20 protein-coding genes and 1 tRNA gene are annotated in these 22,932 nt (G+C 67.3%); 9 read left to right on the forward strand and 12 right to left on the reverse strand.

Translation table 11 applies throughout. The annotated features are described in order from the left end of the window. Positions 1–12 precede the first annotated feature (12 nt). From ASF31_RS02820 to ASF31_RS02835, 4 genes are all read right to left on the reverse strand, one after another. Positions 13–4,251, reverse strand: a complete 4,239-nt coding sequence (locus tag ASF31_RS02820; protein ID WP_055753210.1) for a translocation/assembly module TamB domain-containing protein — start codon at positions 4,249–4,251, stop codon at positions 13–15. Then, positions 4,248–6,038: an autotransporter assembly complex family protein gene (locus ASF31_RS02825; protein WP_055753211.1), complete on the reverse strand. Its 1,791-nt coding sequence runs from the start codon at positions 6,036–6,038 to the stop codon at positions 4,248–4,250. Before ASF31_RS02825 ends, ASF31_RS02820 begins: the two co-directional genes overlap by 4 nt. 44 nt (positions 6,039–6,082) lie before the next feature. Beyond that, entirely contained in the window at positions 6,083–6,346 is a 264-nt protein-coding gene (locus ASF31_RS02830) for a hypothetical protein (RefSeq protein WP_055753212.1), read from the reverse strand. Positions 6,347–6,419: 73 nt separating this feature from the next. Continuing rightward, positions 6,420–7,508 (reverse strand): CaiB/BaiF CoA-transferase family protein, encoded by a 1,089-nt coding sequence (locus tag ASF31_RS02835; protein ID WP_200918538.1) that lies wholly within the window; start codon positions 7,506–7,508, stop codon positions 6,420–6,422. Between the two features lie 88 nt (positions 7,509–7,596). On the opposite strand from ASF31_RS02835, the gene ASF31_RS02840 reads away from it, so the two are divergent. Then, a tRNA-Lys gene (locus tag ASF31_RS02840) sits at positions 7,597–7,673 on the forward strand. 45 nt (positions 7,674–7,718) lie between these two features. On the opposite strand, the gene ASF31_RS02845 is transcribed toward ASF31_RS02840, so the two are convergent. Beyond that, positions 7,719–10,148, reverse strand: coding sequence for a PAS domain-containing protein (locus ASF31_RS02845; RefSeq protein ID WP_156355836.1), 2,430 nt, complete (start codon positions 10,146–10,148; stop codon positions 7,719–7,721). A 112-nt stretch (positions 10,149–10,260) separates the two neighbouring features. On the opposite strand from ASF31_RS02845, the gene ASF31_RS02850 reads away from it, so the two are divergent. Beyond that, on the forward strand, positions 10,261–10,800 hold the full coding sequence (locus tag ASF31_RS02850) for a hypothetical protein (protein ID WP_055753215.1): 540 nt from the start codon (positions 10,261–10,263) through the stop codon (positions 10,798–10,800). A gap of 3 nt (positions 10,801–10,803) precedes the next feature. Here ASF31_RS02850 and tgt read toward each other — a convergent pair whose 3' ends face one another. From tgt to ASF31_RS02865, 3 genes are all read right to left on the reverse strand, one after another. Continuing rightward, positions 10,804–11,916, reverse strand: a complete 1,113-nt coding sequence (tgt, locus tag ASF31_RS02855) for a tRNA guanosine(34) transglycosylase Tgt (RefSeq protein ID WP_055753216.1) — start codon at positions 11,914–11,916, stop codon at positions 10,804–10,806. Further along, positions 11,917–12,390 carry a hypothetical protein gene (locus ASF31_RS02860; RefSeq protein WP_055753217.1) on the reverse strand — a complete coding sequence of 158 codons (474 nt, stop codon included), beginning with the start codon at positions 12,388–12,390 and terminating at the stop codon, positions 11,917–11,919. A gap of 63 nt (positions 12,391–12,453) precedes the next feature. Then, positions 12,454–13,212 carry a tRNA1(Val) (adenine(37)-N6)-methyltransferase gene (locus tag ASF31_RS02865; protein ID WP_082464977.1) on the reverse strand — a complete coding sequence of 253 codons (759 nt, stop codon included), beginning with the start codon at positions 13,210–13,212 and terminating at the stop codon, positions 12,454–12,456. Between the two features lie 198 nt (positions 13,213–13,410). Here ASF31_RS02865 and ASF31_RS02870 point away from each other — a divergent pair, with 198 nt between their 5' ends. Together ASF31_RS02870 and ASF31_RS02875 are read left to right on the forward strand one after the other, a co-directional pair. After that, entirely contained in the window at positions 13,411–14,352 is a 942-nt protein-coding gene (locus ASF31_RS02870) for a polyprenyl synthetase family protein (RefSeq protein WP_055753370.1), read from the forward strand. Then, positions 14,349–14,984 carry a squalene/phytoene synthase family protein gene (locus ASF31_RS02875; protein ID WP_055753218.1) on the forward strand — a complete coding sequence of 212 codons (636 nt, stop codon included), beginning with the start codon at positions 14,349–14,351 and terminating at the stop codon, positions 14,982–14,984. The genes ASF31_RS02870 and ASF31_RS02875 overlap by 4 nt, the downstream gene beginning before the upstream one ends. A 1-nt stretch (position 14,985) precedes the next feature. On the opposite strand, the gene ASF31_RS02880 is transcribed toward ASF31_RS02875, so the two are convergent. Further along, positions 14,986–15,477: a MarR family winged helix-turn-helix transcriptional regulator gene (locus ASF31_RS02880; protein ID WP_055753219.1), complete on the reverse strand. Its 492-nt coding sequence runs from the start codon at positions 15,475–15,477 to the stop codon at positions 14,986–14,988. A 66-nt stretch (positions 15,478–15,543) separates the two neighbouring features. On the opposite strand from ASF31_RS02880, the gene ASF31_RS02885 reads away from it, so the two are divergent. Next, positions 15,544–16,749, forward strand: a complete 1,206-nt coding sequence (locus tag ASF31_RS02885) for an MFS transporter (RefSeq protein ID WP_200918539.1) — start codon at positions 15,544–15,546, stop codon at positions 16,747–16,749. A gap of 19 nt (positions 16,750–16,768) precedes the next feature. Here ASF31_RS02885 and trmFO read toward each other — a convergent pair whose 3' ends face one another. Beyond that, complete coding sequence (gene trmFO, locus ASF31_RS02890; protein WP_055753220.1) at positions 16,769–18,163, reverse strand: methylenetetrahydrofolate--tRNA-(uracil(54)-C(5))-methyltransferase (FADH(2)-oxidizing) TrmFO; 1,395 nt, start codon at positions 18,161–18,163, stop codon at positions 16,769–16,771. Positions 18,164–18,239: 76 nt separating this feature from the next. Here trmFO and ASF31_RS02895 point away from each other — a divergent pair, with 76 nt between their 5' ends. Beyond that, positions 18,240–19,007: a hypothetical protein gene (locus ASF31_RS02895; protein ID WP_055753221.1), complete on the forward strand. Its 768-nt coding sequence runs from the start codon at positions 18,240–18,242 to the stop codon at positions 19,005–19,007. 94 nt (positions 19,008–19,101) lie between these two features. Further along, complete coding sequence (locus ASF31_RS02900) at positions 19,102–19,689, forward strand: hypothetical protein (protein ID WP_055753222.1); 588 nt, start codon at positions 19,102–19,104, stop codon at positions 19,687–19,689. Here the strand turns inward: ASF31_RS02900 and ASF31_RS02905 are convergent. Next, complete coding sequence (locus ASF31_RS02905) at positions 19,676–20,332, reverse strand: 3-oxoacid CoA-transferase subunit B (RefSeq protein WP_055753223.1); 657 nt, start codon at positions 20,330–20,332, stop codon at positions 19,676–19,678. The genes ASF31_RS02900 and ASF31_RS02905 overlap by 14 nt on opposite strands. Beyond that, entirely contained in the window at positions 20,332–21,072 is a 741-nt protein-coding gene (locus tag ASF31_RS02910) for a CoA transferase subunit A (RefSeq protein WP_055753224.1), read from the reverse strand. Before ASF31_RS02910 ends, ASF31_RS02905 begins: the two co-directional genes overlap by 1 nt. Before the next feature lie 335 nt (positions 21,073–21,407). Between ASF31_RS02910 and ASF31_RS02915 the strand changes: the two genes are divergently transcribed. Continuing rightward, the gene (locus ASF31_RS02915) at positions 21,408–22,433 is read left to right on the forward strand and encodes a cyclopropane-fatty-acyl-phospholipid synthase family protein (protein ID WP_055753372.1); all 1,026 of its coding nucleotides are present in this window, start codon (positions 21,408–21,410) and stop codon (positions 22,431–22,433) included. Positions 22,434–22,444: 11 nt separating this feature from the next. Beyond that, positions 22,445–22,858 (forward strand): DUF2177 family protein, encoded by a 414-nt coding sequence (locus ASF31_RS02920; protein WP_039245498.1) that lies wholly within the window; start codon positions 22,445–22,447, stop codon positions 22,856–22,858. Positions 22,859–22,932 lie beyond the last annotated feature (74 nt).

The following is a 22,932-nucleotide window of genomic DNA, read 5'->3' on the forward strand; positions in this document are numbered from 1 at the left end:
CGATGGGGCGGCCTAGCGGTTGCGGCCGCCCCGGTTCGGACGACGGTCGCCCGCCTCGCGGCTTTCGTGACGCCAGCGGATCGACAGGCTGGTCTGGCCCTGGCCGCCGAACTGCGAGGCGATGGCGACGTTGCGCCGAGGCTGCCATTCGACCTTTACCGCCGCGCCATTCTGACCGCCGCCGATGACTTCCAGATAGACGTCGTCGGTAATGTAGCGACCGCCTGCAACCGTGACCGCAGAGGCGTCGCCGCCGAACGACAGCCGGTCCAGACCCGCCAGTTCGCGCAGGTTGCCGATCACGTCGAACCCGCCGCCGCCCGCCAGGGCCGCGACCCCGGCCGCCAACTGCGCCGCCTCGAAGGCTGACAGCTGTGACGCCGAGCGTCCGAACAGCACCTGCGACAGGATTTCGTCCTGGGGCAGGGACGGGGTGGAGGTCAGGGCGATCTTGGGTTCGGCGGCCGTTCCGGTGACGTTGATCGAAGCGGTCAGGGCCGCGTCCTCGCGCGTCGCCGCCAGGTTCAGACGGATCTGCTTGGGATCGGTCGACAAGGTGACGCGACCGGTGTCGTCGAACACGAACCGCTTGCCCGCGAACTCATAATCGCCGCGCACTACATTGGCCGTGCCGGTCAGTTGCGGCTGGGCGATCGTGCCGCGCACCCGGGCGTTCACATCCAGGATCACGTTCAGGCCGCGACCGTTGACCCGCACTTTGCCGCCGCTGGAACGCAGGACGATGTCCATGCCGATCTGCGGACCGCGCGCCTTCTGCTCGGTCTCCTCCGGATCGCCGCCGGGACGATTGATCTCGACCACATCCATCGAGACGATGCCGGTGGCGCCGGGCAGTTCCGGTTCGATTTTGGCCTCGTCGATGTCGATGCGGCCGCCCAGCTGAATATTGCCGTCGGCGCCGCGAACGATGGTGATCGGGCCCGAGGCGCGCGCCTCTGCGATATCGTTGTCGATGACCCGGAAGCGGTTCAGCACCAGTTGCGCGTTCGATCCGGAGCCTTGGCGCAGGCCGATGCGGCCCTGGCCGGACACCATGCCGCCCTTGCCGTCATTGGCCGTGAAGGTCTCGATCTGGGCGGCTGTGTCATCAAAGCGCGTCCGTAGCGTCATATCGCTGAGCACCAGACCGACCGCATTTTCGCGATAGGAGCCTTGGCTCAGATCAAACCGGCCGTTCAGGCGCGGCGCGTTCAGCGTCCCGCCGATCGTCGCCTGACCCGCCACCTGGCCCGCCAGACTGCGGTCGCCGCCCAGGAACAGGTCCCAGATCGGCTGGATCTGCCCGTTGATCGACACCCGGCCCGACATCTCGCGCGTCCGGGCGATGGCGAGGCGTAACGGCGCGGCCGAGGCCTCGACCGGCAGGACGACATCGGCGGACGCCTGAACCGCGCCCTCGTCGACCGCCGTCGCCTTGATGCTCAGCCGGTCGCCCGCCAGGGTGGCGTCCACGCGTCCGTCGACGGCCAGGCCGCGCGGCGCGTCGATGCTGCGCACGTTCTGGAGCGCGATATTGGCCGTACCTGACAGGTCGCTGCCGGCGCCGCGCAGGGCGACCTGACCCGTCACGCTGCCGCGCAGTTCGGGCGAGATGGAGCCCAGATCCACACGGGTCAGGTCGGCCTGGATCGCGGCGCCGCGCGCATCCTGACGCAGGTCGGCCAGCAGCACGCCGCCGCCCACGCCCAGATCCAGATGCGCTGTACGCGTGGCGCCGTTCAGGGTGATCGAGGCGGGACTGCGGGTCGTGAAGGCCACCTCGCGCACCCGGCCGCCGCCGCGAAGCGTCAGGCCGTGCGTCGTGTTCTGCCGGGAATAGACGCCCGTGCCGTTGAACTGGGCCGGGTTGGGGCCGCCCACGTCCAGCGCCAAGGTGAAGGGCAGGTTGTTCAACGTGCCGCGTCCGTCCAGATCCAGATTGCGAATGATCCAGCTCTGACCGGCCAGCCGGACGTTGCGACCGCTGACGTCCAGAATGGCGCTGTCCGATCCGCCGCCGTCGGTCAGCCGCACCCGTCCGTTGGCTTCGCCCGAAGCCAGGAAGGCCCCGGCCCGCGCCGAGAAGGTCAGGTCCGCGCTGGAGGGAATGCTGTCGGACAGGGCGATGGCGCCCCTGGCCGTCACGCCGCCGGCGTCCACGTCCAGATCGCTCAATCGGATGCGCTTGCTGCCCAGGAAAAAGTTGCCCGAGGCGCGCGCCGGACCATAGTTCGAGCCGCTGACCACCGAAATCCGGCCGTCCGATGCATCTGCGCCCTTGCGGAAGCTCAGCGTCAGATCGGCGTTGTTCAGCGTCAGAGCGCCGGCCGTGACCTGCTGGAAGCCGGCGGTCAGATCGACGCGCGGCTGGGCCAGTGTGCCGGTCAGGGCGCCGCGTCCGTTCATGTCGCCGCCGATCTCGACCGGCCCGGCCGCGAACGGGCCACGCGCGTTCCAGTCCAGCGCCAGCCTCAGCTTACCAGCTGTTTCGATAATGCCCTTGGCCCCCGCGCGACCGGCCGCGCCGGTCAGTTCGCCGCGCTCGACCTCGATGCGTCCGCCGTTCAGCTTGCCGGCCAGTTGCAGGCGCGGGGTCTTGCCGAGCAGGCGATCCAGTTCGTCCAGACCCACCGTCAGGTTGCGGCCCCGTCCGTCGAAGTTCAGCATCCACGGCGCGCCGGCCCGCGCCGACGAGGCCCGGATCGGGCCGCCGAAGGCGCCGCGCGCGTCGGGCAGCACGCGCCTGGCGTCGGTCAGTTGCGCCTCGCCGCGGAAGTTCATCCCGCCCAGCAGATTGCGCGAGCCCGAGCCGTTCAGCGTCAGGCCTTGGCCCTGCAGATCGACCTTGGTCAGCAGGATGGCCCCGTCCTTCATCCGCGCCGCCTTCATCTGCACGCGTGGGGCGGGACCCAAGAGGCCGCCGATGATGCCTTCGCCCGATCCGCCGTTGGCGCGAATGTCGCCGTCCAGATCGATGCGGCCGTTCTTGACCGCGACGTTCAGCGGTCCGGCGATGCGCGTGGCGCGATAGCTGGCGACATTGGCGTTCAGCAGGGTGACCTGGCCATCCAGCGTCCAGGTCTGGGCGTCGCCCTTGAACAGGCCGGAATAGGCCGCTGGTCCCGCCACATCGGACCCAACCAGCCGGCTCAGCGAGGCCGTCTGAATATTCAGACTGATTCCGTCCGGCGAACTGCGGTCGGAGTTGCGGATCAGGCCGCGCGCTTCGGACTGGACATTGTCGGAAATCAGCTTCCACGCCACGCCCTGGCTGGCCTTGTCCGGTGTCGGAACCATGGCGAAGCCGAACCGCGCGGTGCGGCCGATCTTGGTGACGAAAGGCGCCAGCAGGTCCGAGTTGCTGAAGTCGGCGAAGCCCGCGACGCGAGAGCCCTTGTCGCCGAAATGGCCCTGGACGATCAGGGGGACGAACCGTCCCGTCTGGACCCGCGCATTGACGACATCGGCGTTCACAACCGCAACCGCCGAGAAGGGCTGATCCGGCGAATAGCCCAAGGCCCCGGCCAGCGGTCCGCCCTGAGCCTCATTGGCGCGCAGGTTCAGGCGCGTGTCTTCCAGCTTGCCGCCGAAGGTCGCCGCCAGACGCAGGAAATCGCCCGGCCGGTTCAGGCTGTCGGCGTTGACCGTCGCGCTCTTGGCGCCCGTACGTGGCAGGCTGGCGTTCCCAGACAGGCTCCAACGGCCGTATTCCTTGGAGAAGCCTTCCATCAGTTCGATATTGGCCGCGAACTTGTCGATGCGGACCGAGATCGGCTGGGGGCTGGGCGGTTCGCCGGTGGGCGGCTCGACCACGGGCCGGCGCAGGACGCGAATGGTCTCGGCCTTGATGTCGTTCGCATGGAAACTGCGGCCCAGCAGGGCCAGATAAGACCAATCCATGCTGAGGTTGTTCGCCTCCAGCCAGATGCCCTGACTGTCGGCCAATGTGATGCGATCGATGGTGAAGTCGCTGAGCAGATCGCCCTTCAGTCCATAGACCTTCAGCCGGCCGTAACGGCTGATCTTCAGGTCCTGAAGCCGTTGCAGCACCATGTCGCGACCGCCGTCCGAGGCGATGTAGTAACGCCCTCCGACCAAAGCGGCGGCGATCAGCACCAGCAGTCCGGCCACCACCACACCCACGCCCAGGGCGATGCGCCTGACCAGCCCGCGACGCGGCTTTGCGGGTCGCACCGCCTTGGCCGGCGTCGTTGCGTCTTCAGGCGTGGCTTCGGGCGGTGTATCGGTCAAAACGCCTGCCCGATGCTGATGTAGATCTGGAAGGCCGAGTCGCCCTCACGCTTGTTGAGCGGCATGGCGACATCCGCCCGGATCGGTCCGAACGGCAGCATGTAGCGCACGCCCACACCCGCGCCGTAGCGCATGTTGGTCAGGTTCGGCGTCTCCTGGAAGCCCACGGAACCGGCGTCGACGAAGGCGACGGCCTGGAAGCTCTGACCGATCGACTGGCGCACCTCGAACGAGGTTTCGAACAGCGACAGACCGCCCCGCGGCGTGCCGTCCGGCAGCTGCGGATTGACGTTCTGGTACGAATAGCCCCGCACCGAACCCCCGCCGCCGGAATAGAACAGACGGTCGGCCGGCACGTTCAGCTCGCTGCCGCCGACGATGGAGCCAATCTTCATGCGCCCGGCCAGGATGGTGCGATCACCCGCGACGGGGAAGTAGGCGGTGCCTTGCGTTTCGGTGCGCAGGAACAGAATGTTGCTCTCGCCGGTCACCGCCGTCGGCTGAACCGCCAGATTGACCCGCCAGCCCTTGGTCGGGTTAAGCGGATCGTTGGAGCGGTCGATGTAGGCGCTGGTCCGCGCGGTGATGATCGCTAGATCGCGGTCGAAGGTCACGCGCTGCGGGGGCAGGGTGGTAAAGTCATAGCGGGTCTCGCTGTAGCGCCCGGCGTCCAGCCCAATTCCGTAGTTGAAATAGGAGGTCTTGCCGATCCGCTGTTGCAGGTCGGCGTACAGAACCACGGCGGTGCGCAGATAGGCGTCAGTGTCCTCGTTGACGACCGCCGCGCCCAGCTTCAGCGTCCGGCCGGGCCGACGCCAGTGGGGCAGGGACAGGTCGGCGCCGATCCGGCTGTCGATGTCGGCCAGTCGCGCCTCCAGCCTCAGGGTGTCGGCGCGGCCGAAGCGATTGTAGCGGGTCTGGATCACGTCCACGCCCGCGCCCTCCGCCGTCGACCAGGTAGCGCCGGCCTCCAGCACGCGACGGGGGCGGTCCTGCAGGCTGACCACCACGGGGCGATGACCATCGGCGGTGATCTGGTCCAGCGGCGACAACGCGACGCTGACGCCGTCATAGACGCCTGTGTCCAGCAGCCGGCGTTCCAGCTCCGCGACCATCTCGGGATCGTAGCGATCGCCCTCGTTCCACGGGGCCAGGCCCGCGACCCAGGCTGGATTGGTGCGGCCCTGGCTGGTCAGGCGCACGCCGTCCAGACGCACCAGCGCGCCGGCGGCGATGCGATACTCCGGCGCGACGGTGAAGGCCGCATGATCCACCACGACACGGCGCGGATTGGCCTTGGCGTCGGCATAGCCGTCACGCACCAGCGCCGCCACGGCCCGACCTTCGCCGGATATGACGTCTGCCGCTCTACCTGGATCGCCCGCCTTCAGCGCGATCGCAGTCTTGGCCTTGTCCGCCGCCTCGGCCTCAGGCGCGGGGTCGGCCCACTGGATCGTCGGATCGGTCAGCAGGAAACGGCGCCCCGGTTCCACCGAGACCACCGCGATCGGCGTCTCCTCACCCTCGACGATGTCTTCGACGACCGGTTGATAGTAGCCTTCGGACCGCAGCAGGGCGGTCGCCGAGGTCACGGCGCTCTCGGCGCGACGACGCGCCTCGAAGCGGCTGGCCGGCGCGCCGTCCACCTCGCCCACGGCCCGCTCCAGCGCCCGCCGCAGATCGCCGTCCATGTCGCCCCGGATTTGCGCGCGGGGTTCCGCCGCCGCTGAATGGGCGCAGGCCGAAAACGCCGCGAGGGCGACCAGCAGGGTAGGCCTGAACGTCAAACTCGATCTTTCGTCAAAAGGACGCCCCCCGGCAAACCTGTTCGTCAGTAGAACAGCGTCTCGCTCTCGGGCTGGACCGACTGTTCAGACGTGCGTTCCTCAGGCGGAAGCGTCGTCGACGGCGGGGGCGTGGGCGTCGGATCCTGCACCTCTGGCGCAGGCGGGGGGGCTTCTTCCTTGACCGGCGGAGGCGCCGGCTGGACCGACATCTCGCGATTGTCGTCGTCCGAGCGGGAAGGACGGTCGTCGCAGGCCGACAGCGCGAGCACGCTGGCGGCGGCGGCCAAGACAAAAATCGAGCGTGTCATGAAAGTCCCCGGTCTCCGCCGACCAAACGCCTGTCGCGCTAAGCTGTTCCCTTAGCGCCGAAATCTGCGTCGGTCATCCTGCGTGATCGGACCATTTTGTGACCATTTGATCCAAGGTCAGTTCGGACTTGGGGGAGGGGGCAGCAACTACGCCGTCGAAACGGGGCGCGGGTTGCGGCAGGCCGCTGTGGTATGTTCCACGCGCCTGATTGTGCGGATGATCCGGCGCCTCGGCCAGGCTCAGCACGGGCGTGACGCAGGCTTCCGTCCCGGCGAAATGGGCGCTCCAGTCATCGCGGTCTCTGCTTGCAAACAAGGCCGCAAGCCGCGCTTGTAGGGCCGGCCAGGCGGCGATGTCGTATTGAACCGCATCAGCCGGATCGATCTCTAAGCCGGCCAGCAGCGCGGCGTAGAAACGCGGCTCCAGCGCCGCCACCGCCACGAACCCACCGTCGCGACAGGCGTAGCAGCGATAGAAGGGCGCGCCCCCGTCCAGCAGGTTGGATCCGCGCCGGTCGCTCCACAGTCCCCGACCCCGCAAGGCTTGGAACAGACCGCCCAGCAGAGCCGCGCCGTCCGTCATGGCCGCGTCCACCACGCGTCCCTTGTCCGTCGTCCTGGCCTCCACCAGCGCGGCCAGCACCCCGACCACCAACAGCATGGCCCCGCCGCCATAATCGCCGACCAGGTTCAACGGCGGGGAGGGCGGACGATCCGCCTCGCCCATGGCGTGCAGCACGCCCGACAGGCCGATGTAGTTCAGATCATGCCCGACCGCGTTCGTCAGCGGCCCCGTCTGGCCCCATCCCGTCACGCGCCCAAACACCAGCGCGGGCTTTCGCGCTTGGACAACGTCGGGACCATAGCCCAGCCGCTCCATGACTCCGGGTCGAAAACCTTCGATCACCGCGTCGGCCCCATCGATCAGCTGTAGGATGCGCTCGCGATCGGCCGGTGATTTCAGATCGACCGGAACGGCCGCTCGTCCCCGGTGCAGGACTTCGCCTCCGACCTCGTCGAAGATCGCCGGTCCGGCCGAGGCGTCGCGCGTCAGCCGCACCACCTCCGCTCCCAGGTCCGCCAGCATCATTCCGGCGAAGGTGACCGGCCCCAAGCCGTCGAATTCGATGATGCGGACGCCATTTAACGGTTTCATGCCCAATGAGTAGCAGACCGGGTCTTGACCGGAAGGCCGGATTACAACAGAAGGCGCCCTTCGACGGTTCGGGCCAGCCCGGACGTCGCGCGGTGCGTCCTTAGCTCAGTTGGTTAGAGCATCTGACTTTTAATCAGAGGGTCCTCGGTTCGAGCCCGAGAGGACGTACCATTTAAAGCCCGCTTCGGCGGGCTTTTTGCTGTCTGGGCCTTGCCTTCAGTGCGTCGCGAAACGACCGGGCGCAGTCGTATCTGCCGCGATCGGAGCGTTCGATTTGTCGAGATACTTCGACAGGGTGGCGACCAGGGCAGGCAGTTGCAGCGGCTTGGCCAGGTGGTCGTCCATGCCGGCGTCGCGACACAGCTGGATCTGGTCCGGCTGAACATTTGCGGACAGGGCGATGATCGGCAGTCGGCGTCCGCCGCCCTGCTCAATCCGGCGAATCTCGCGCGTGGCTGTCAGGCCGTCCATGACCGGCATCTGCATATCCATCAGGACGAGATCGTAAACGTCGGACTGCACCGCATGCACCGCCTCGGCGCCGTCGCTCGCGGTGGCGACCTCCAGTCCCATGCCGACAAGGATGACGCTGATCAGTTCGCGGTTGGCCGGGGCGTCGTCGGCGATCAGCACGCGGCCCTCGGGCATGACGCTGAGGCGCGGTCCCTCGGCATCCGATCCGCCCTCGGCGATGTGCAGCGGGACGGTGACCTTGAACGTCGATCCCAGGCCGGGCTGGCTCGTGACGACGATATCGCCGTCCATCGCCCGCGCCAGCCGCCGCGAGATCGCCAGCCCCAGGCCGGTGCCGCCGTAGAGCCGGGTCGTCGACCGATCCGCCTGCGAGAAACGTTCGAACAGATGGGCCTGGGTCTGGGGGCTCATGCCGATGCCGGTATCGGTCACCTCGGCCGTCAGACGCCATGCGCCGTTTGCCTCCAAGGCCCCGCCGATCGACAGGCTGACCGAGCCCTGGCGGGTGAACTTCACCGCATTGCCCAGCAGGTTCAGCAGGACCTGTCGAAGACGGGCCTGGTCGCCCATCAGGCGATCCGGCATGTCCGGCGCCAGATCGACGTGCAGCGCCAGACCCTTGGCCAGACACTGCGCCTCCATCATCTGGACCGTCTCGTGCGCCAGGGCGGCCGGGTTGAAACGCTGGGGCTCCAACTCGATCATGCCGGCTTCGAGCTTGGAATAGTCCAGCACGTCGTTGATGACCGACAGCAGGGCCTCGCTAGCCGTGGCGATGCGCGCGACATAGCCCTTCTCGGCTTCGGGCAAGGCCTCGCTGGCTTTCAGCAGGTTGGAAAAGCCGATGACGCTGGTCAGAGGCGTGCGCAGTTCATGGCTCATGTTCGCCAAGAACTCGCTCTTGGCCGCCGCCGCCGCCTCGGCCCGGTCGCGCGCGGTGACCAGTTCGTCCGCCAGGATCTTACGATCCGTCATGTCACGGATGACCACCACCACCTCCGACGGCTTGCCCGCCTCGGCGGCCAAGGCGCGGAAGGTGCATTCGACCCAGACGATCGAACCGTCGCGATGAAGGGCGCGGTGCTCCAGCCGGCACGGCTCCTTGGTGTGGATGGTTCCCAGTACGGCCCTGGTCACCATTTCCCGATCGTCGGGATGGACATAGTCCATGGGTCGACCGTTCATCTCTTCGGTGGTCCAGCCGAGCAGGCTTTCGATCGCCGGAGAGATGTATTTGCTGGTGCCGTCCGGGCGAACGCGGGTGATCACATCGCCGACGTTTTCGGCCAACAGCCGATAGCGCGCCTCGTCACGCTGAGCGCGGGCGATCTGGGCCTGCTGGTCTGTGATGTCCTGAAACACGCCGTAAAGGACCTTCACCACCCCGGCGTCGTCACGTTCGGCGCGCGCCTGGGTCAGAACCGCACGCTCCTCGCCATCGGCGCGGATCAGCCGAAGACGCATTTTGTAGCCATCGCCGGTTTCGGCGGAGTGTGCGATCGCCGCCAACAATCCGGGCCTGTCGTCGGGGTGATAACGGTCAATGGCCGAATCGACCTGGGGATTGAAGGTTTTGCGATCCAGACCGTGGATGCGGAACACCTCGTCGGACCAGTGGACCTTGCCGCTGGCCAGTTCCAACCGCCAATGACCGACCCCGGCCATGTTTTCGATCAGCTCCAGCGTGCCGTGGCGCTCATCGCTGACGCGACCGACTTCCAGCGACGCGATGATGTCTTCGGCCATGGCGCCCAGGGTTCGCAGCGTCGCGATCTGGGCGTCGGAGGGGTGAGGGCGGGGTTTGCGATCCATGACGCCGAACGCACCCAACGGCTGACCGTCCGGGCCGCAGATCGTCACGCCGGCGTAGAAACGCAGATTGTAGGGGGGCGCCACCAGGAAATGATTGCGCGCTGCGGGGTCCGCCAAGCCGTCTTCGACCACCAGGACGGCGCCCTTGCCCCGGCGCAGCAGACGGTCGCCGAGGGTGCGTTCGCGCGGCAGGCTTCGAACCAGTTCACGATCGCTGCACCAGAGGACGGCGTTGTCGCCGCTGACCAGGGTGACGACGGCGGCGGGCGCATCGAAAACCGTGCAGGCCAGTTCCGTAAGACGTTGGAACGGACCAGCAGGGGCGTCCAGGGCTTCCAGGCTCTTGGCGATGTAAGGCACGACCGAACTCCAACGACCGGTCAAAGTGACCTAAAATCAGAGAATTCTTCGTTACCGACCGCTTCCGCCGCTACGCTTTAATCGCCAGCCGAGGCGTGGTCTAAGCCAACCCATGAAACGCCTTCTTCTCGCAGTCAGTCTTGTTGCGCTTTGCGGTTGCAATGCCGGTCGGTCGGCGATGGGCGGCGCCGAACAGGTCGGGGCGGGCTTTGCGGCGGCGGCGACGGCGCCGCTGGAGGACTTCAACCTGCGTCGTCAGATAATCCCGACGGTGCTGCTGCAAGCCGAAGCCAATCCCTACGACCTGCGCAATCTGAATCAATGCACGACCATCGGCGCAGAGGTCGCAAGGCTCGACGAAGCGCTGGGACCCGATACGGACGAACCGCCGCGTCAGGACGGTTCCTATCTCAGCGAGCGGGCGGCGGACGCGGCGGCCAAGGCGGCGCTGAACGCCATTCGCGATACGACGACCGACTTTATTCCCGGCCGAAATTGGATTCGTCGACTAAGCGGCGCCGAACAGCATTCAAAGCACGTTCAGTCGGCCATTCAGTCGGGCCGGATGCGCCGCGCCTTCCTGAAGGGCATGGGCATGCAGCGGAACTGCGCGCCGCCGGCGGCGCCCAGCTGGTTCAGACCGCACCCCTAGGCGTCAGCCGTTTGACGTGTGGCGGGCGTGGAAGTCGCGCCTGAACTGCTTGAACCGACCTTCGGAAATCGCCGCACGCATGGCCGCCGTCAGCGCCTGATAAAAGGCGATGTTGTGCCAGCTCAGCAGCACCTTCCCGAGGATTTCGTCGGCGCGGATCAGGTGGTGCAGATAGGCCTTCGAATACTGCGACGACGGGCCGTCGATGGTCGGGTCCAGCGGGTCCTGATCCTCGGCGAAGCGCGCGTTCTTCAGGTTCAGCGGGCCATCCCAGGTCCAGGCCTGACCGTGACGGCCGGCGCGGGTCGGCAGGACGCAGTCGAACATGTCCACGCCGCGATACACCGCCTCGACCAGATCGACCGGCTTGCCCACGCCCATCAGATAGCGCGGACGGTCGGCCGGCAGCATTTCGGGCGCATAGTCCAGCACCTCGCACATGGCGTGGTGGCCTTCGCCGACCGCCAGACCGCCGATGGCGTAGCCGTCGAAACCGATTTCTTGCAGTTGCTCCGATGACTGGCGGCGCAAGTCCGCGAAGGTCGACCCCTGCTGGATGCCGAACAGGGCCTGGTTTTCACGCTCGCCGAAACGGGCCTTGGACCGCGCGCCCCAGCGGATCGACAGCTCCATCGCCTTTCTGGCTGCATCCTTCTCGGCCGGATAGGCGACGCACTGGTCCAACTGCATCGAGATGTCGGCGCCGATCCGGTCGGCCTGGATTTCGATCGACCGCTCAGGCGTCAGAACGTGTTTGGAGCCGTCGATGTGGCTGGAGAAGGTCACGGCCTCCTCCTTCACCTTGGAGATGCCGGCCAGGGACATGACCTGGAACCCGCCGCTGTCGGTCAGGATCGGCTTGTCCCAGCCCATGAACTTGTGAAGCCCGCCCATACGCTCCATCCGCTCGGGCCCAGGGCGCAGCATCAGGTGATAGGTGTTGCCCAGCAGGATGTCGGCGCCGGTCGCCTTGACCTGATCCACCGTCATGGCCTTGACCGTGGCGGCGGTGCCGACCGGCATGAAGGCGGGGGTGCGGATGTCGCCGCGCGCGGTCTTCAACACCCCGGTGCGGGCGCGGCCCTCGGTGGCGGAAATCTGGAAGGGGAAAGGCATTCAGGCGATCAGTCGTTCAAGCTGTTCGACGCGCGCCAGATCCTTGGGGCGGCCGAACAGGCGGTACAGGGCGATGTGGTCCCGGATGTCCGGGACGAACAGGGGCGTGTCCTCGACGAAGACGCGGCGGCGCGAGCCGAAGGCGACCGGGGTCCAGTCGCCGCCGTCGCGTGTCTCCAGATCGGCCATGACCTCGACCAGGATCGGCTGATCCGGCGCGCGCCCGAAGACGGCGGAGCGGAACAGACCTTCGCCCGGATCGGGTATCGCCACGCCGCCCAGCGCGCCCAGCAGGCTGCGCGCATCGCGCGGCGCGCACAACACGTCGATGTCGGGCACATGGATATCGATCAGGCCATAGAGCGCCATGGCCGCACCGCCGAATATCCACCACGGCTCGCGCAGGTCGCGCGCGGCCTCGCCGACGGCGATCAGGCCGTCTTGAAGATCATGCGGAAGGTCGTCGGGTGACACGGGGCGGGCTCGATTTCGTCAGGAGGCGGCATTTAGGCGTTCCGGTCGCGATTGACCACCCGATCACCATCCCAGCGACGCCTCGCCGCGCAGGATGGCCTCGGCCTGGAGGGTGTGTTTGCCGCTCTCGCGGTTGTGCAAGATCAGCGGCGGCAGCAGACGCAGCGGCGCGCGCCCGGTCTTTATGGCGTGCACCAGCACCCGCTTGGCCGGCTCGTCCGCGAAGGGATGGATGGGCCGCACGGCGAACGACCCTGCCTTTTCGCCCAGTAGAGCCAGCAGATCAGCCAGTCGGTCGGCGCGGTGAACGACCACGATGCGTCCGCCTTCCTTCACCGCCTTCAGCAGGAAATCGGTCCACGCCTTCAACCCGTCGTCGGCCATCCAGGCGCCCCGCTTGCCCTCGGCCGGGGCGCGCAACGCCGTGGCGTCATCGAAGAAGGGGGGATTGGATATGGCCCAGTCGGCTGGCTCCACGCCGAGGGCCCGAAACCCGGCCGCCACGTCGCCCTGACGAATCATAGCTGATCCAGCTGCGCCGTTCAGCGCCGCATTCTCGGTCGCCAGCGCCGCCATCACCGGATCGCGCTCCACGCCCGTCAGGGTCACGCCGGGCCGTCGCGCCGCGATCTGCATCAGGACCGCACCCGCCCCGCAGCCCGCCTCGGTCACGCTCTGGCCCGCCTCGGCCGGGACCGCCGCCGCCAGCAAAGCCGCATCCATCCCGGCGCGATAGCCGCGTGCGGGTTGACGCAAACGCACCCGGCCGTTCAACAGGCCGTTCTCGACGATCGTCGTCGGCAGGGTTTCGACCGGCTCCAAGCCTCAATCTCCTTGACCCTCAAGGGGCCGAACATCATTGTGCGCCGCAACTCGCGGGGGCAAGCCGGCCCGGCCGCAAAAAGCCATTCCCGCGGCCCGCCGCGCCAGTGAAAGAGTATTCGTTTGGACGTCGCCATCGCCGCCGCTCACCGCCCGAAGGGGGACGTCAACGCCCTTGTCCGGCTGGCTGAGGTCGATATGGCTGCCGTGGACGCCCTGATCCTGGATCGGATGCAGTCGGACGTGCCGATCATCCCGAAACTGGCCGAACATCTGGTTTCGGCGGGCGGAAAGCGTCTGCGTCCCCTGATGACCGTCGCCGCGGCGCGCGCCGTGGGCGCGACAGACGACATCGTCGCGCCGCGCAAGCTGGCCGCTGCGGTCGAGTTCATCCACACCGCCACGCTCCTGCATGATGACATCGTCGATGCGTCCGAGCTGCGTCGCGGCAAGGTCGCGGCCCATCTGATCTGGGGCGCCCCCACCAGCGTCCTGGTCGGCGACTTCCTGTTCGCCCGCGCCTTCGAACTGATGGTCGAGACGGATTCGATGCGCGCCCTGGGCATTCTGGCCGAGGCGTCACGGGTGATCTCCGAGGGCGAGGTGCTGCAGCTGACGCGCGCCCACGACTTGAATCTGGACCAGGCCACCTATCTGCAGATCATCTCGGCCAAGACTGCCGAACTTTTCGCCGCCGCCGCCGAGGCGGGCGCGGTGGGCGCCGGGGCCGATCCGGCAGCGATCAAAGCCCTGCGCGACTATGGCATGGCGTTGGGCATCGCCTTCCAACTGGCCGACGACGCCCTGGACTACGGCGCGACGGCCGAGGCCCTTGGCAAAAACGCCGGCGACGATTTCAACGAGGGCAAGGCGACCTTGCCGCTGCTTCTGGCGGTCGCCCGCACGCGCGGCCGCGAGGAAGCTTTCTGGGAACGCACCGTGACCAAGGGCGAGCGGACCCCCGAAGATTTCACCCGCGCGCGCGAACTCATCATCGGCTCGGGCGCCATCGGCGCGACCCTGGACCTGGCCGGCGACTATGCCGATCAGGCCAAGGCCGCCCTGTCGGTCCTGCCGTCCAGCGACTGGCGCGCCGCGCTGGAAGACCTGGCCGATTTCGCGGTGTCGCGCGCCGCTTGACCGAGACTGCGGATACGCTCGACCAACAGGTCCGCACCGCCGACCTCGACCGCTGGCTGTCCAGTCGCCTGGCTGCGGATGACCGCGCCCGCGCCGACCTGATCACGCTCTACGCTTTCGAAGCCGAGCTGATGACCATCCCCGCGCGCGTGACCCAGCCGCTCCTGGCCGAGATGCGCTACACCTGGTGGGCGGAACAGATGGACGGGGTCTTCGCCGGCGTGCCGCGCAAGGGCCATCCGGTGCTGGAAGCCCTGACCGATCTCGTCGCGCGTCACGGCCTGGACCGTGCGCCGTTCGACGCCTTGATCGACGCCCACATCGGCCGGGTGCGCGAACAGCCGCATGATCTCGACGCCTTTTACGTCGGCCCAATGCAGGTCGCGAAGCGCGTGCTGGCAGGGCAGGGGCATGACGCCGCCGTTGCCGATGCGGCCCGCGTTTGGGGGCTGACGCAGACCGGCCGGCGCCAAGAGGCGGCGTCCCTGAGATCCGCCGCCAATGGGGCGCTGAAACGCCTTCCGCCCGAGGGATTCCCGGCCGTGGCTCACGCCGCCCTGACCGATCCGGACCAGCCGGAGCCGCTGAAGCGGCTGCGCCTGCTCTGGGCCGTGCTGCGCGGCCGGATCTGACCTAGCCGTTCAGGCCGGCGATCAAGCGGGTCAGCAGGGCGTTCAGCGTTCTCTGATCCTCTCGCGACAGCCCGCTCAAGGCCTCTTTGGCCGTCTCCTGGTGGCTGGGCATGATCGTCTCGATCAGGTCAAAACCCCTTTCCGTCAGACGGACCAGGGTCGCCCGTCGGTCGCTTGGATGCGGGCGCCGCTCGACCCAGCCCGCCTTTTCCAGCCGGTCGATCCGCGCGGTCATGCCGCCAGACGACATCATCGCCGCCTCGAATAGCGCCGTCGGCGTCAGGCCCTCGCGTTCGCCCGATCGGCGCAGCGTCGCCAGCACATCGAACTCGCCGTGCTGCAAACCATAGCGCGCAAACAGCGGCGTCTGGCGCTCGCGGATCACCAGTTGCGATGCCTCGTTCAGGCGTCCCAGCACCTCCATCGGCAGCATGTCCAGGTCGGGACGTTGCACGGCCCATTGGGCCGCGGCGCGAGAAGCTCTATCGGGCATGGTTATCTTGACATCGAGATACTTGAGGTCGAGAGACTAGCGTGATTTTCAGTCGGAGTCCCCACCGTGACCGCACGATCTGACGCCACGCCGATGCGGGGCGCGTCGCTGCTGTTGTTGGCGGCCATCGTCGCCCTGGCGCTGAACCTGCGTCCGGCGATGGCGGCGGTTGGGCCGCTGCTGGACCTGATCGAGGGGGCGACGGGCATGGGTTCGACCGCCGCCAGCCTGCTGACCACCTTGCCCGTGCTGATGATCGGTCTGGGCGCCCTGTCGATCCGGCCGTTGCGTCGGCGGTTGGGCGAGCGGCGCGGGATCTTGCTGGGCGCGCTGCTGATCGGCGCAGCCTGCCTGGTGCGGGCGGTGCTGAGCGATACGGCGGGCCTGATCGCCAGCGCGGCGGTCGTCGGTGTGGGCGTCGCCTTGATCCAGGCCTTGGCGCCGGTCGTCATCAAACGGGCCTTTCCGGCGCAGTTCGGCACGGTTATGGCGCTCTACACCACCGGCATCATGGGCGGCGCCGCCGTCGCGGCGGCCACCGCGGCCGGTCTGGCCGAGACGATCGGCTGGGCCGGGACGCTGGCCCTGTGGAGCGCGCCGGCCTTCGTCGCTGCATTGGTCTGGCTGGCGGCGTCGCGCGACCCCGCGGCCGAGGAGCCGAATCGTGCCGCGGTGGTCGAGGCGACGGACCCGGAGTTGCCCTTCTGGCGTCAGGGGCGGGCGTGGCGGCTGATCCTGATCATGGGCCTGGGGACCTCGGCCTACACATTGATGCTGGCCTGGCTGCCGCCCTTCTACATCGACCTGGGCGAGCCGAGGGCCACGGCCGGCTATCTGCTCAGCGGCATGACGGCTGCGGAGGTGATGGCCGGCCTGCTGGTGTCGCTGACCATCGGGCGCTTCCCGGATCGGCGCGGACCGATCCTGACGGCCTTGATTCTGGCCTTGGCGGGTCTGGCCGGACTCGTGGTCGCGCCCCTCAGCATGGCCGTGCCGATCGTGATCGTCCTGGGCCTCGGCATCGGCGCGATCTTCCCGCTCACCCTGATCCTGGCCATGGACCAGATCGACGATCCCGCGCGCTCCGGGGATCTGCTCGCCTTCGTCCAGGGCGGCGGCTACATCATCGCCAGCCTGTCGCCGCTGGGCGCCGGCCTGCTGCGCGACAACATGGCCGACCTGACCCAGGCCTGGATGCTGATGGGCGTGGGCGTCATCCTGCTGGGGGTGATGACGCTGGGGTTCCGGCCGGGGTTGCCCAAGCTGCGCTGAGCGACCCGGCCCTCAGAAATCAGCCCGCGTCGCGCCAAGCCTTCAGACTTTCCATCGCCCGGAGGCTCATCAGGCGCTTCTTGGCGCGGCCGCGTTCCTTGAGCGGGATCTTGACGCCGGCTTCGTCGACCTTGGGCGCCTCAAGCGGCGGCAGCAGGCCGTAGTTGATGTTCATCGGCTGGAACTTCGATCCTGCCAGATGCCCCCCGGTGATGTGTTCGACCAGGGCGCCCATGGCGGTCTCGGGCGGCGGCGGCGACAGGTCGCGACCCAGCGCCTGGGCGGCGGCGAGGCGGCCGGTCAGCAGGCCCATGGCGGCGCTCTCGACATAGCCCTCGACCCCCGTCACCTGACCGGCGAAACGCAGACGCGGCATGGCCTTGAGGCGCAACTGGCGGTCCAGCAGGTGTGGGCTGTTCAGGTAGGTGTTGCGGTGCAGCCCGCCCAGGCGCGCGAACTGGGCGTTCTGCAGGCCGGGGATCATGCGGAAGACCTCGGCCTGCGCCCCGTGTTTCAGCTTGGTCTGGAAGCCGACCATGTTGAACAGGGTGCCCAGCGCATTGTCCTGGCGAAGCTGGACGATGGCGTAGGCCTTGACCAGCGGGTCGCGCGGATTGGTCAGGCCGACCGGCTTCATCGGGCCGTGGCGCAGGGTCTCGCGACCCCGTTCGGCCATGACCTCGATGGGCAGGCAGCCGTCGAAATAGGGGACGTGCTCCCATTCCTTGAACTCGGCTTTCGGGCCGTTCAACAGGGCGTCGATGAAAGCCTCGTACTGGGCCTTGTCCATCGGGCAGTTGACGTAGGCGGCGGCGTCGCCGCCCGGACCTTCCTTGTCATAGCGCGACTGACGCCAGGCGATGTCGAAGTCGATCGAGTCGGCGTGGACGATGGGGGCGATGGCGTCGAAGAAGCTGAGGCTTTCCTCGCCCGTCGCCTTCAGGATGGCCTCGGCCAGGGCGGGCGAGGTCAGGGGGCCGGTGGCGACGATGACATTGTCCCACGCCTGCGGCGGCAGGCCCGCGATCTCTTCGCGCACGATGGTGACCAAGGGGTGGGCGGTCAGTTTGGCGGTCACCGCCTGGGAGAAGGCGTCGCGGTCCACAGCCAGGGCGCCGCCGGCCGGCACCTGATTGATGTCGCCGCAGGCCATGATGATCGAATCCAGCGCCCGCATCTCAGCGTGCAGCAGGCCGACCGCATTGAACTGCCAGTCGTCCGAGCGGAAGGAGTTGGAGCACACCAACTCGGCCAGGCCATCGGTTTGGTGGGCGTCAGTCTTGACGCCGGGCACGCCGCGCATCTCGTGCAAGACGACGGGCACGCCGGCCTGGGCGATCTGCCAGGCGGCCTCGGAGCCGGCCAGGCCGCCGCCGATGACGTGGATGGGGGAAGGAGAGGGGGAAGCGCTCATCGCGGCCTTCTAGCGGGCGGGTGGCGCGGTGTCATGGCCCCCTGCTATATCCGCCGCCGGTCATCGGGGGCGTAGATTGAGCGAGCATCGGATTTTGCGACTTGGCGAGACGCTGTCGGCGGCGGCCCGCGCCCTGCCTCGCCTTTGGCGCGGGGCCTGCGGCGCGATCGTGCTGGCGGCCGTGGTCTGGAGCCTCAAGCCGCTGGCGGCGGGCGCAGCGGGCCTGATCTGGGCGGCGTGCGCCCTGGCCTCGACCCTGGTGCTGGCGGGCGCTCTGGCGCGGATTGCGATCACGGACGATCTGGTCGAGGCGCGACGCCTGGGCCTGGGGCCGGTTGGGTTGCAGTTCGAAAGGCCAGAGGTCCGGCTGCTGGGCGCGGGTCTGCTGTGCGCCATCTTTCTCGCCATGATCCTTTCGGTCGTGGCCCTGGTCCTGTTGGCGGTGTTCGGCATGGCCGAGTTAAACGCCCAGGCCATCGAGATGCGCCAGTGGAGCGCGGTGGGGCCGGCGTGGAAGCTGATCCTGCTGGCGGTCGTCACGGCCTTCGCCCTGTTCGCCGTCATCGCCTTCGCGGTGCGCCTGTCCCTGTTTGCGCCGGCGACGATCGGGCGTGGGCAGATGGTGTCGTTGCAGAGCATGAGCATCGCGCGCGGCGGCTTCTGGTCCCTGCTGGTTGGGCTTGTCCTTACGGCGGCGCCGAAGATCGCGCTGGTGTTGCTGTGGGGTGCGGGGCTGCTGTCGGGTACGGCGGGCTGGATCGTCTTCGCCGTCGTGCTGACGGCCTTGCAGGCTCCGCTGACGATGGCCTTTGTGAGCGCCGCCTATCGCCGGTTAGACGCTTAGGCTCATCGGCGCTGCCCAATCGACCTTCGGCCATTGGCGCGAACTTCTCAATCATTGCCGCTTGACGGATCTGAGGCGATGCAGGCTAGCTGGCTTGCAACTGGAGATCATTATGCTATTGGCCGCCTTGATGGCAGGGTTCCTCATGCAGGACGCCCAGCCGGCATATCCCGCCACACCTCAACAGTTCGAAGGTCAGCGGTCCGGCTTCGTGCAAGGCACGCTCAATGTCGCCATAGGTGAGCGGGCGACGCTGCGTCGCAACGCAAATGGAACCTACGACCTGATCAAGGTCGACCGCATCGATATTGGCGATGTCCTGCCGCCCGCCGAGGGTTCACGCGGGCCGCTGAATGAGGCGGCGCCCGGAACGATCAGGTTTGGACTGCATGCGCGTCGGGATGTGGGTTCGGTGCTGAAGGTCGAGAACAGTCAGAACGAGGGCCTGAAGTATTCCGGCTTCATCGTCAGATATGTGGGCGGGCAGGCACGGGGGCCTGCCGAAACCTCAGTCTGCACTGTGCCCGAGGGGATGGTCAGCTACGAACGGTGGAATGAGCCCGTCATCCAGATCGTGGTCGGCGGATTGCAGACTTCGGCAGACGCCGTGCCGACGTGCCCTCCTCACGTCGAGCAATCATCGGGCACGTCGTCATCGCCGCCATCGGTCAGGCCTTCGTGAGCTCCTCAGAAACCGAATAGGCCGCCTCGGTCTTGGCGGCGACTTCGTCGAGGGTGACGCCGTCGGCCAGTTCGATCAGCTCGAGGCCTGCGCCGTCCGGCTTGACGTCGAATGTGGCCAGGTCGGTGATGATGCGGCTGACGACGCCGGTGCCGGTCAGGGGAAGGGTGCAGGCTTTCAGCACCTTGGACTGGCCGTGCTTGTTGGCGTGCTCCATGACCACGACCACGCGCTTGACGCCCGCGACCAGGTCCATGGCGCCGCCCATGCCCTTCACCAGCTTGCCGGGGATCATCCAGTTGGCGATGTCGCCGTTCTGGGCCACTTCCATCGCGCCCAGGATCGACAGGTTGATGTGGCCGCCACGGATCATGGCGAAGCTGTCGGCGCTGCTGAAGTAGGACGACTCCGGGATCTCGGTGATCGTCTGTTTACCGGCGTTGATCAGGTCGGGATCCTCGTCGCCCTCATAGGGGAAGGGGCCCATGCCCAGCATGCCGTTCTCGGACTGCAGGGTCACGGTCATGCCGTCGGGGATGTAGTTGGCGACCAGGGTCGGGATGCCGATGCCCAGGTTCACGTAGAAGCCGTCCTGCAGTTCCTGGGCGGCGCGTTCGGCGAGTTGTTCGCGGGTGCGGGGCATTACGACACTCCTCCTTGGGCTACCGCTTCGCTACTTGAGCCCGGCTCCCTCTGGCGGACAGTGCGCTGTTCGATGCGCTTTTCGGACACGGTCTGGACGAGGCGGTCGACGTAGATGCCCGGCGTATGGATGTGGTCGGGGTCGAGCGAGCCGACGGGGACGATTTCCTCGACCTCGACGACCGTGACCTTGCCGGCGGTGGCCATCATCGGGTTGAAGTTGCGGGCGGTCTTGCGGAAGACCAGGTTGCCGCGCTCGTCGGCCTTCCAGGCCTTGACGATGGACAGGTCGGCTATCAGGCCGGTCTCCATGACGTAGTCGCGGCCGTCGAAGTTGCGGACCTCCTTGCCCTCGGCGACCAGGGTGCCGACGCCGGTGGCGGTGAAGAAGGCGGGGATGCCGGCGCCGCCGGCGCGGATGCGCTCGGCCAGGGTGCCCTGGGGGTTGAACTCCAGCTCCAGCTCGCCGGCCAGATACTGGCGCTCGAACTCCTTGTTCTCGCCGACATAGGACGAGATCATCTTGGCGATCTGGCGCGTGCCGAGCAGTTGGCCCAGGCCGAAGCCGTCGACCCCGGCGTTGTTGGAGATGACCGTCAGGCCCTTGACGCCGCTGTCGCGCAGGGCGGCGATCAGGTTCTCGGGGATGCCGCACAGGCCGAAGCCCCCGGACATGACCGTCATGCCGTCGAAGGTCAGCCCCTCCAGCGCGGACGTGACGTCAGCGTAGATCTTTCCCATCGCTCTCCCTTTTTCATTGCCTGATGAATATCGGCGCTTTGACCACGCCTAACGCGGGGGCAGGCGGGGGGCAAGTCGCGGCGGCGATCCCACGCGACGATTTCAGACGGTCGGCGCAAAAAAACAGAGTCTAATTCGTCTGATTGGTCTGAAACGATGCCGACCCGGCTTCGAAAAAACAGGGTGCAAAGTGTGCACTTCGTCTGAAATCATGCAGGCTCGGACCTGATGTCGGCATCGTCGGCGCCGTGTTCAAGGGCGGATGCATCCGCCGAAGGCGGGGCGGCGTATTCGATGACACCTGCAAGCTCTGCCTGATCGCCAAGGACGCCCTGATGAACCTGACCAATGTCGCCATTCGCCAGCTTCAGGACGCGCCGTTCCCGGATTTCGTGACGCGTCCGGCGATCGACAGCCTGGTGACGGAGGCCCGGAAGCGTCTGGATCGCGACGGGCCGCACGACGAGGCGGCCTTTGCGCGCGAAATGGCCCAGCGCGCCATCGCCGAACATACGGATGCGGCGAACCAGCAGCATTACGAACTGCCGCCAGAGTTCTTTCAGTTGTGCCTGGGCAAGCGGCTGAAATACTCCTGCTGCCTCTATCCCACGGGCCGCGAGACGCTGGATCAGGCGGAGGAGGCGGCGCTGGCCGAGACCTGCGCCCATGCCGATCTGAAGGACGGTCAGACGATTCTGGAGATGGGCTGCGGCTGGGGCTCGCTGTCGCTGTGGATGGCCGAGAAATACCCCACTTCGAAAATCACGGCGGTGTCGAACAGCCACGGCCAGCGCGGCCATATCGAAGCCCAGGCGGCAGCGCGGGGCCTGACCAATCTGACGGTCATCACCCAGGACATGAACGCCTTCGACACCGAGCAGCGCTTCGACCGCATCGTCTCGGTCGAGATGTTCGAGCATATGGCCAACTGGCGCGCCCTGCTGACCAAGGCGCGGGGCTGGCTAAAGGACGACGGGCGGATGTTCATCCACGTCTTCACGCACCGCGACGCGCCCTATCGGTTCGACCATACCGACAGCGGCGACTTCATCGCCCAGCATTTCTTCACCGGCGGCGTCATGCCCAGCCACGGCCTGATCCGACAGTTTCCGGACCTGTTCGCGGTCGAGCAGGAATGGACCTGGAACGGCGGTCACTATGCGAAGACCGCCAACGACTGGCTAGCGAACATGGACCGGAACGCCCCGCGGATCGCGGTGTTGATGCGTGAGACCTATGGCGACGACGCCAAACTTTGGACCCGTCGCTGGCGGCGCTTCTATCTGGCGACGGCCGGTCTGTTCGGAAACGACGAGGGCCGCACCTGGGCGGTCAGCCACTATCGACTGAAGCCGGCTTAAGGGAGACGAGGATGATCAAATATGTCGCGGCCTATCTCGGGGCCGGCCTGACCTTTGCAGCCATCGATTTCGTCTGGCTGACCACCATGACCAACCGGCTGTACAAGCCCGTCATCGGGCCGATCATGGCCGACAAGCCGGACATGAAGGCGGCGGTGGCCTTCTATCTGATCTCCATTGCCGGGACCGTGTTCCTGGCGATCGCGCCGGCCCTGAAGGAGGGGAACTGGACGCGGGCGGCGATCAACGGGGCGGTGCTGGGCTTCGTCGCCTACGCCACCTACGACCTGACCAATCAGGCGACCCTGGCGGTCTGGCAGACCAAGCTGACGATCATCGACCTGATCTGGGGCACGACCCTGACGATGCTGTCGGCGACCGGCGGCTATTTCGCCGCGCGCTGGGCCGAGGGCCGTTTCGGCTAGGCCGCCCGACTGCCCCGCGCTTGCGATTGCAGCCGCGCGTGTCTAAAGCTCGCGCCAGGGTTGATCGCGGGGGC

Origin of the sequence: Brevundimonas sp. Leaf280 (assembly GCF_001422455.1) — a bacterium.
In the GTDB taxonomy this organism is placed as follows: Bacteria; Pseudomonadota; Alphaproteobacteria; order Caulobacterales; family Caulobacteraceae; genus Brevundimonas.

Bases quoted from the DNA above. Each gene is read 5' to 3' on its own strand.
- ASF31_RS02905 (WP_055753223.1), bottom strand. From the start codon at position 20,332: ATGCCCCGCACCCGCGAACAACTCGCCGAACGCGCCGCCCAGGAACTG.
- ASF31_RS02850 (WP_055753215.1), top strand. From the start codon at position 10,261: ATGAAACGCCTTCTTCTCGCAGTCAGTCTTGTTGCGCTTTGCGGTTGC.
- ASF31_RS02920 (WP_039245498.1), top strand. From the start codon at position 22,445: ATGATCAAATATGTCGCGGCCTATCTCGGGGCCGGCCTGACCTTTGCA.
- trmFO (WP_055753220.1), bottom strand. From the start codon at position 18,163: ATGAGCGCTTCCCCCTCTCCTTCCCCCATCCACGTCATCGGCGGCGGC.
- tgt (WP_055753216.1), bottom strand. From the start codon at position 11,916: ATGCCTTTCCCCTTCCAGATTTCCGCCACCGAGGGCCGCGCCCGCACC.
- ASF31_RS02915 (WP_055753372.1), top strand. From the start codon at position 21,408: ATGAACCTGACCAATGTCGCCATTCGCCAGCTTCAGGACGCGCCGTTC.
- ASF31_RS02870 (WP_055753370.1), top strand. From the start codon at position 13,411: ATGGCTGCCGTGGACGCCCTGATCCTGGATCGGATGCAGTCGGACGTG.
- ASF31_RS02830 (WP_055753212.1), bottom strand. From the start codon at position 6,346: ATGACACGCTCGATTTTTGTCTTGGCCGCCGCCGCCAGCGTGCTCGCG.
- ASF31_RS02880 (WP_055753219.1), bottom strand. From the start codon at position 15,477: ATGCCCGATAGAGCTTCTCGCGCCGCGGCCCAATGGGCCGTGCAACGT.
- ASF31_RS02910 (WP_055753224.1), bottom strand. From the start codon at position 21,072: ATGGGAAAGATCTACGCTGACGTCACGTCCGCGCTGGAGGGGCTGACC.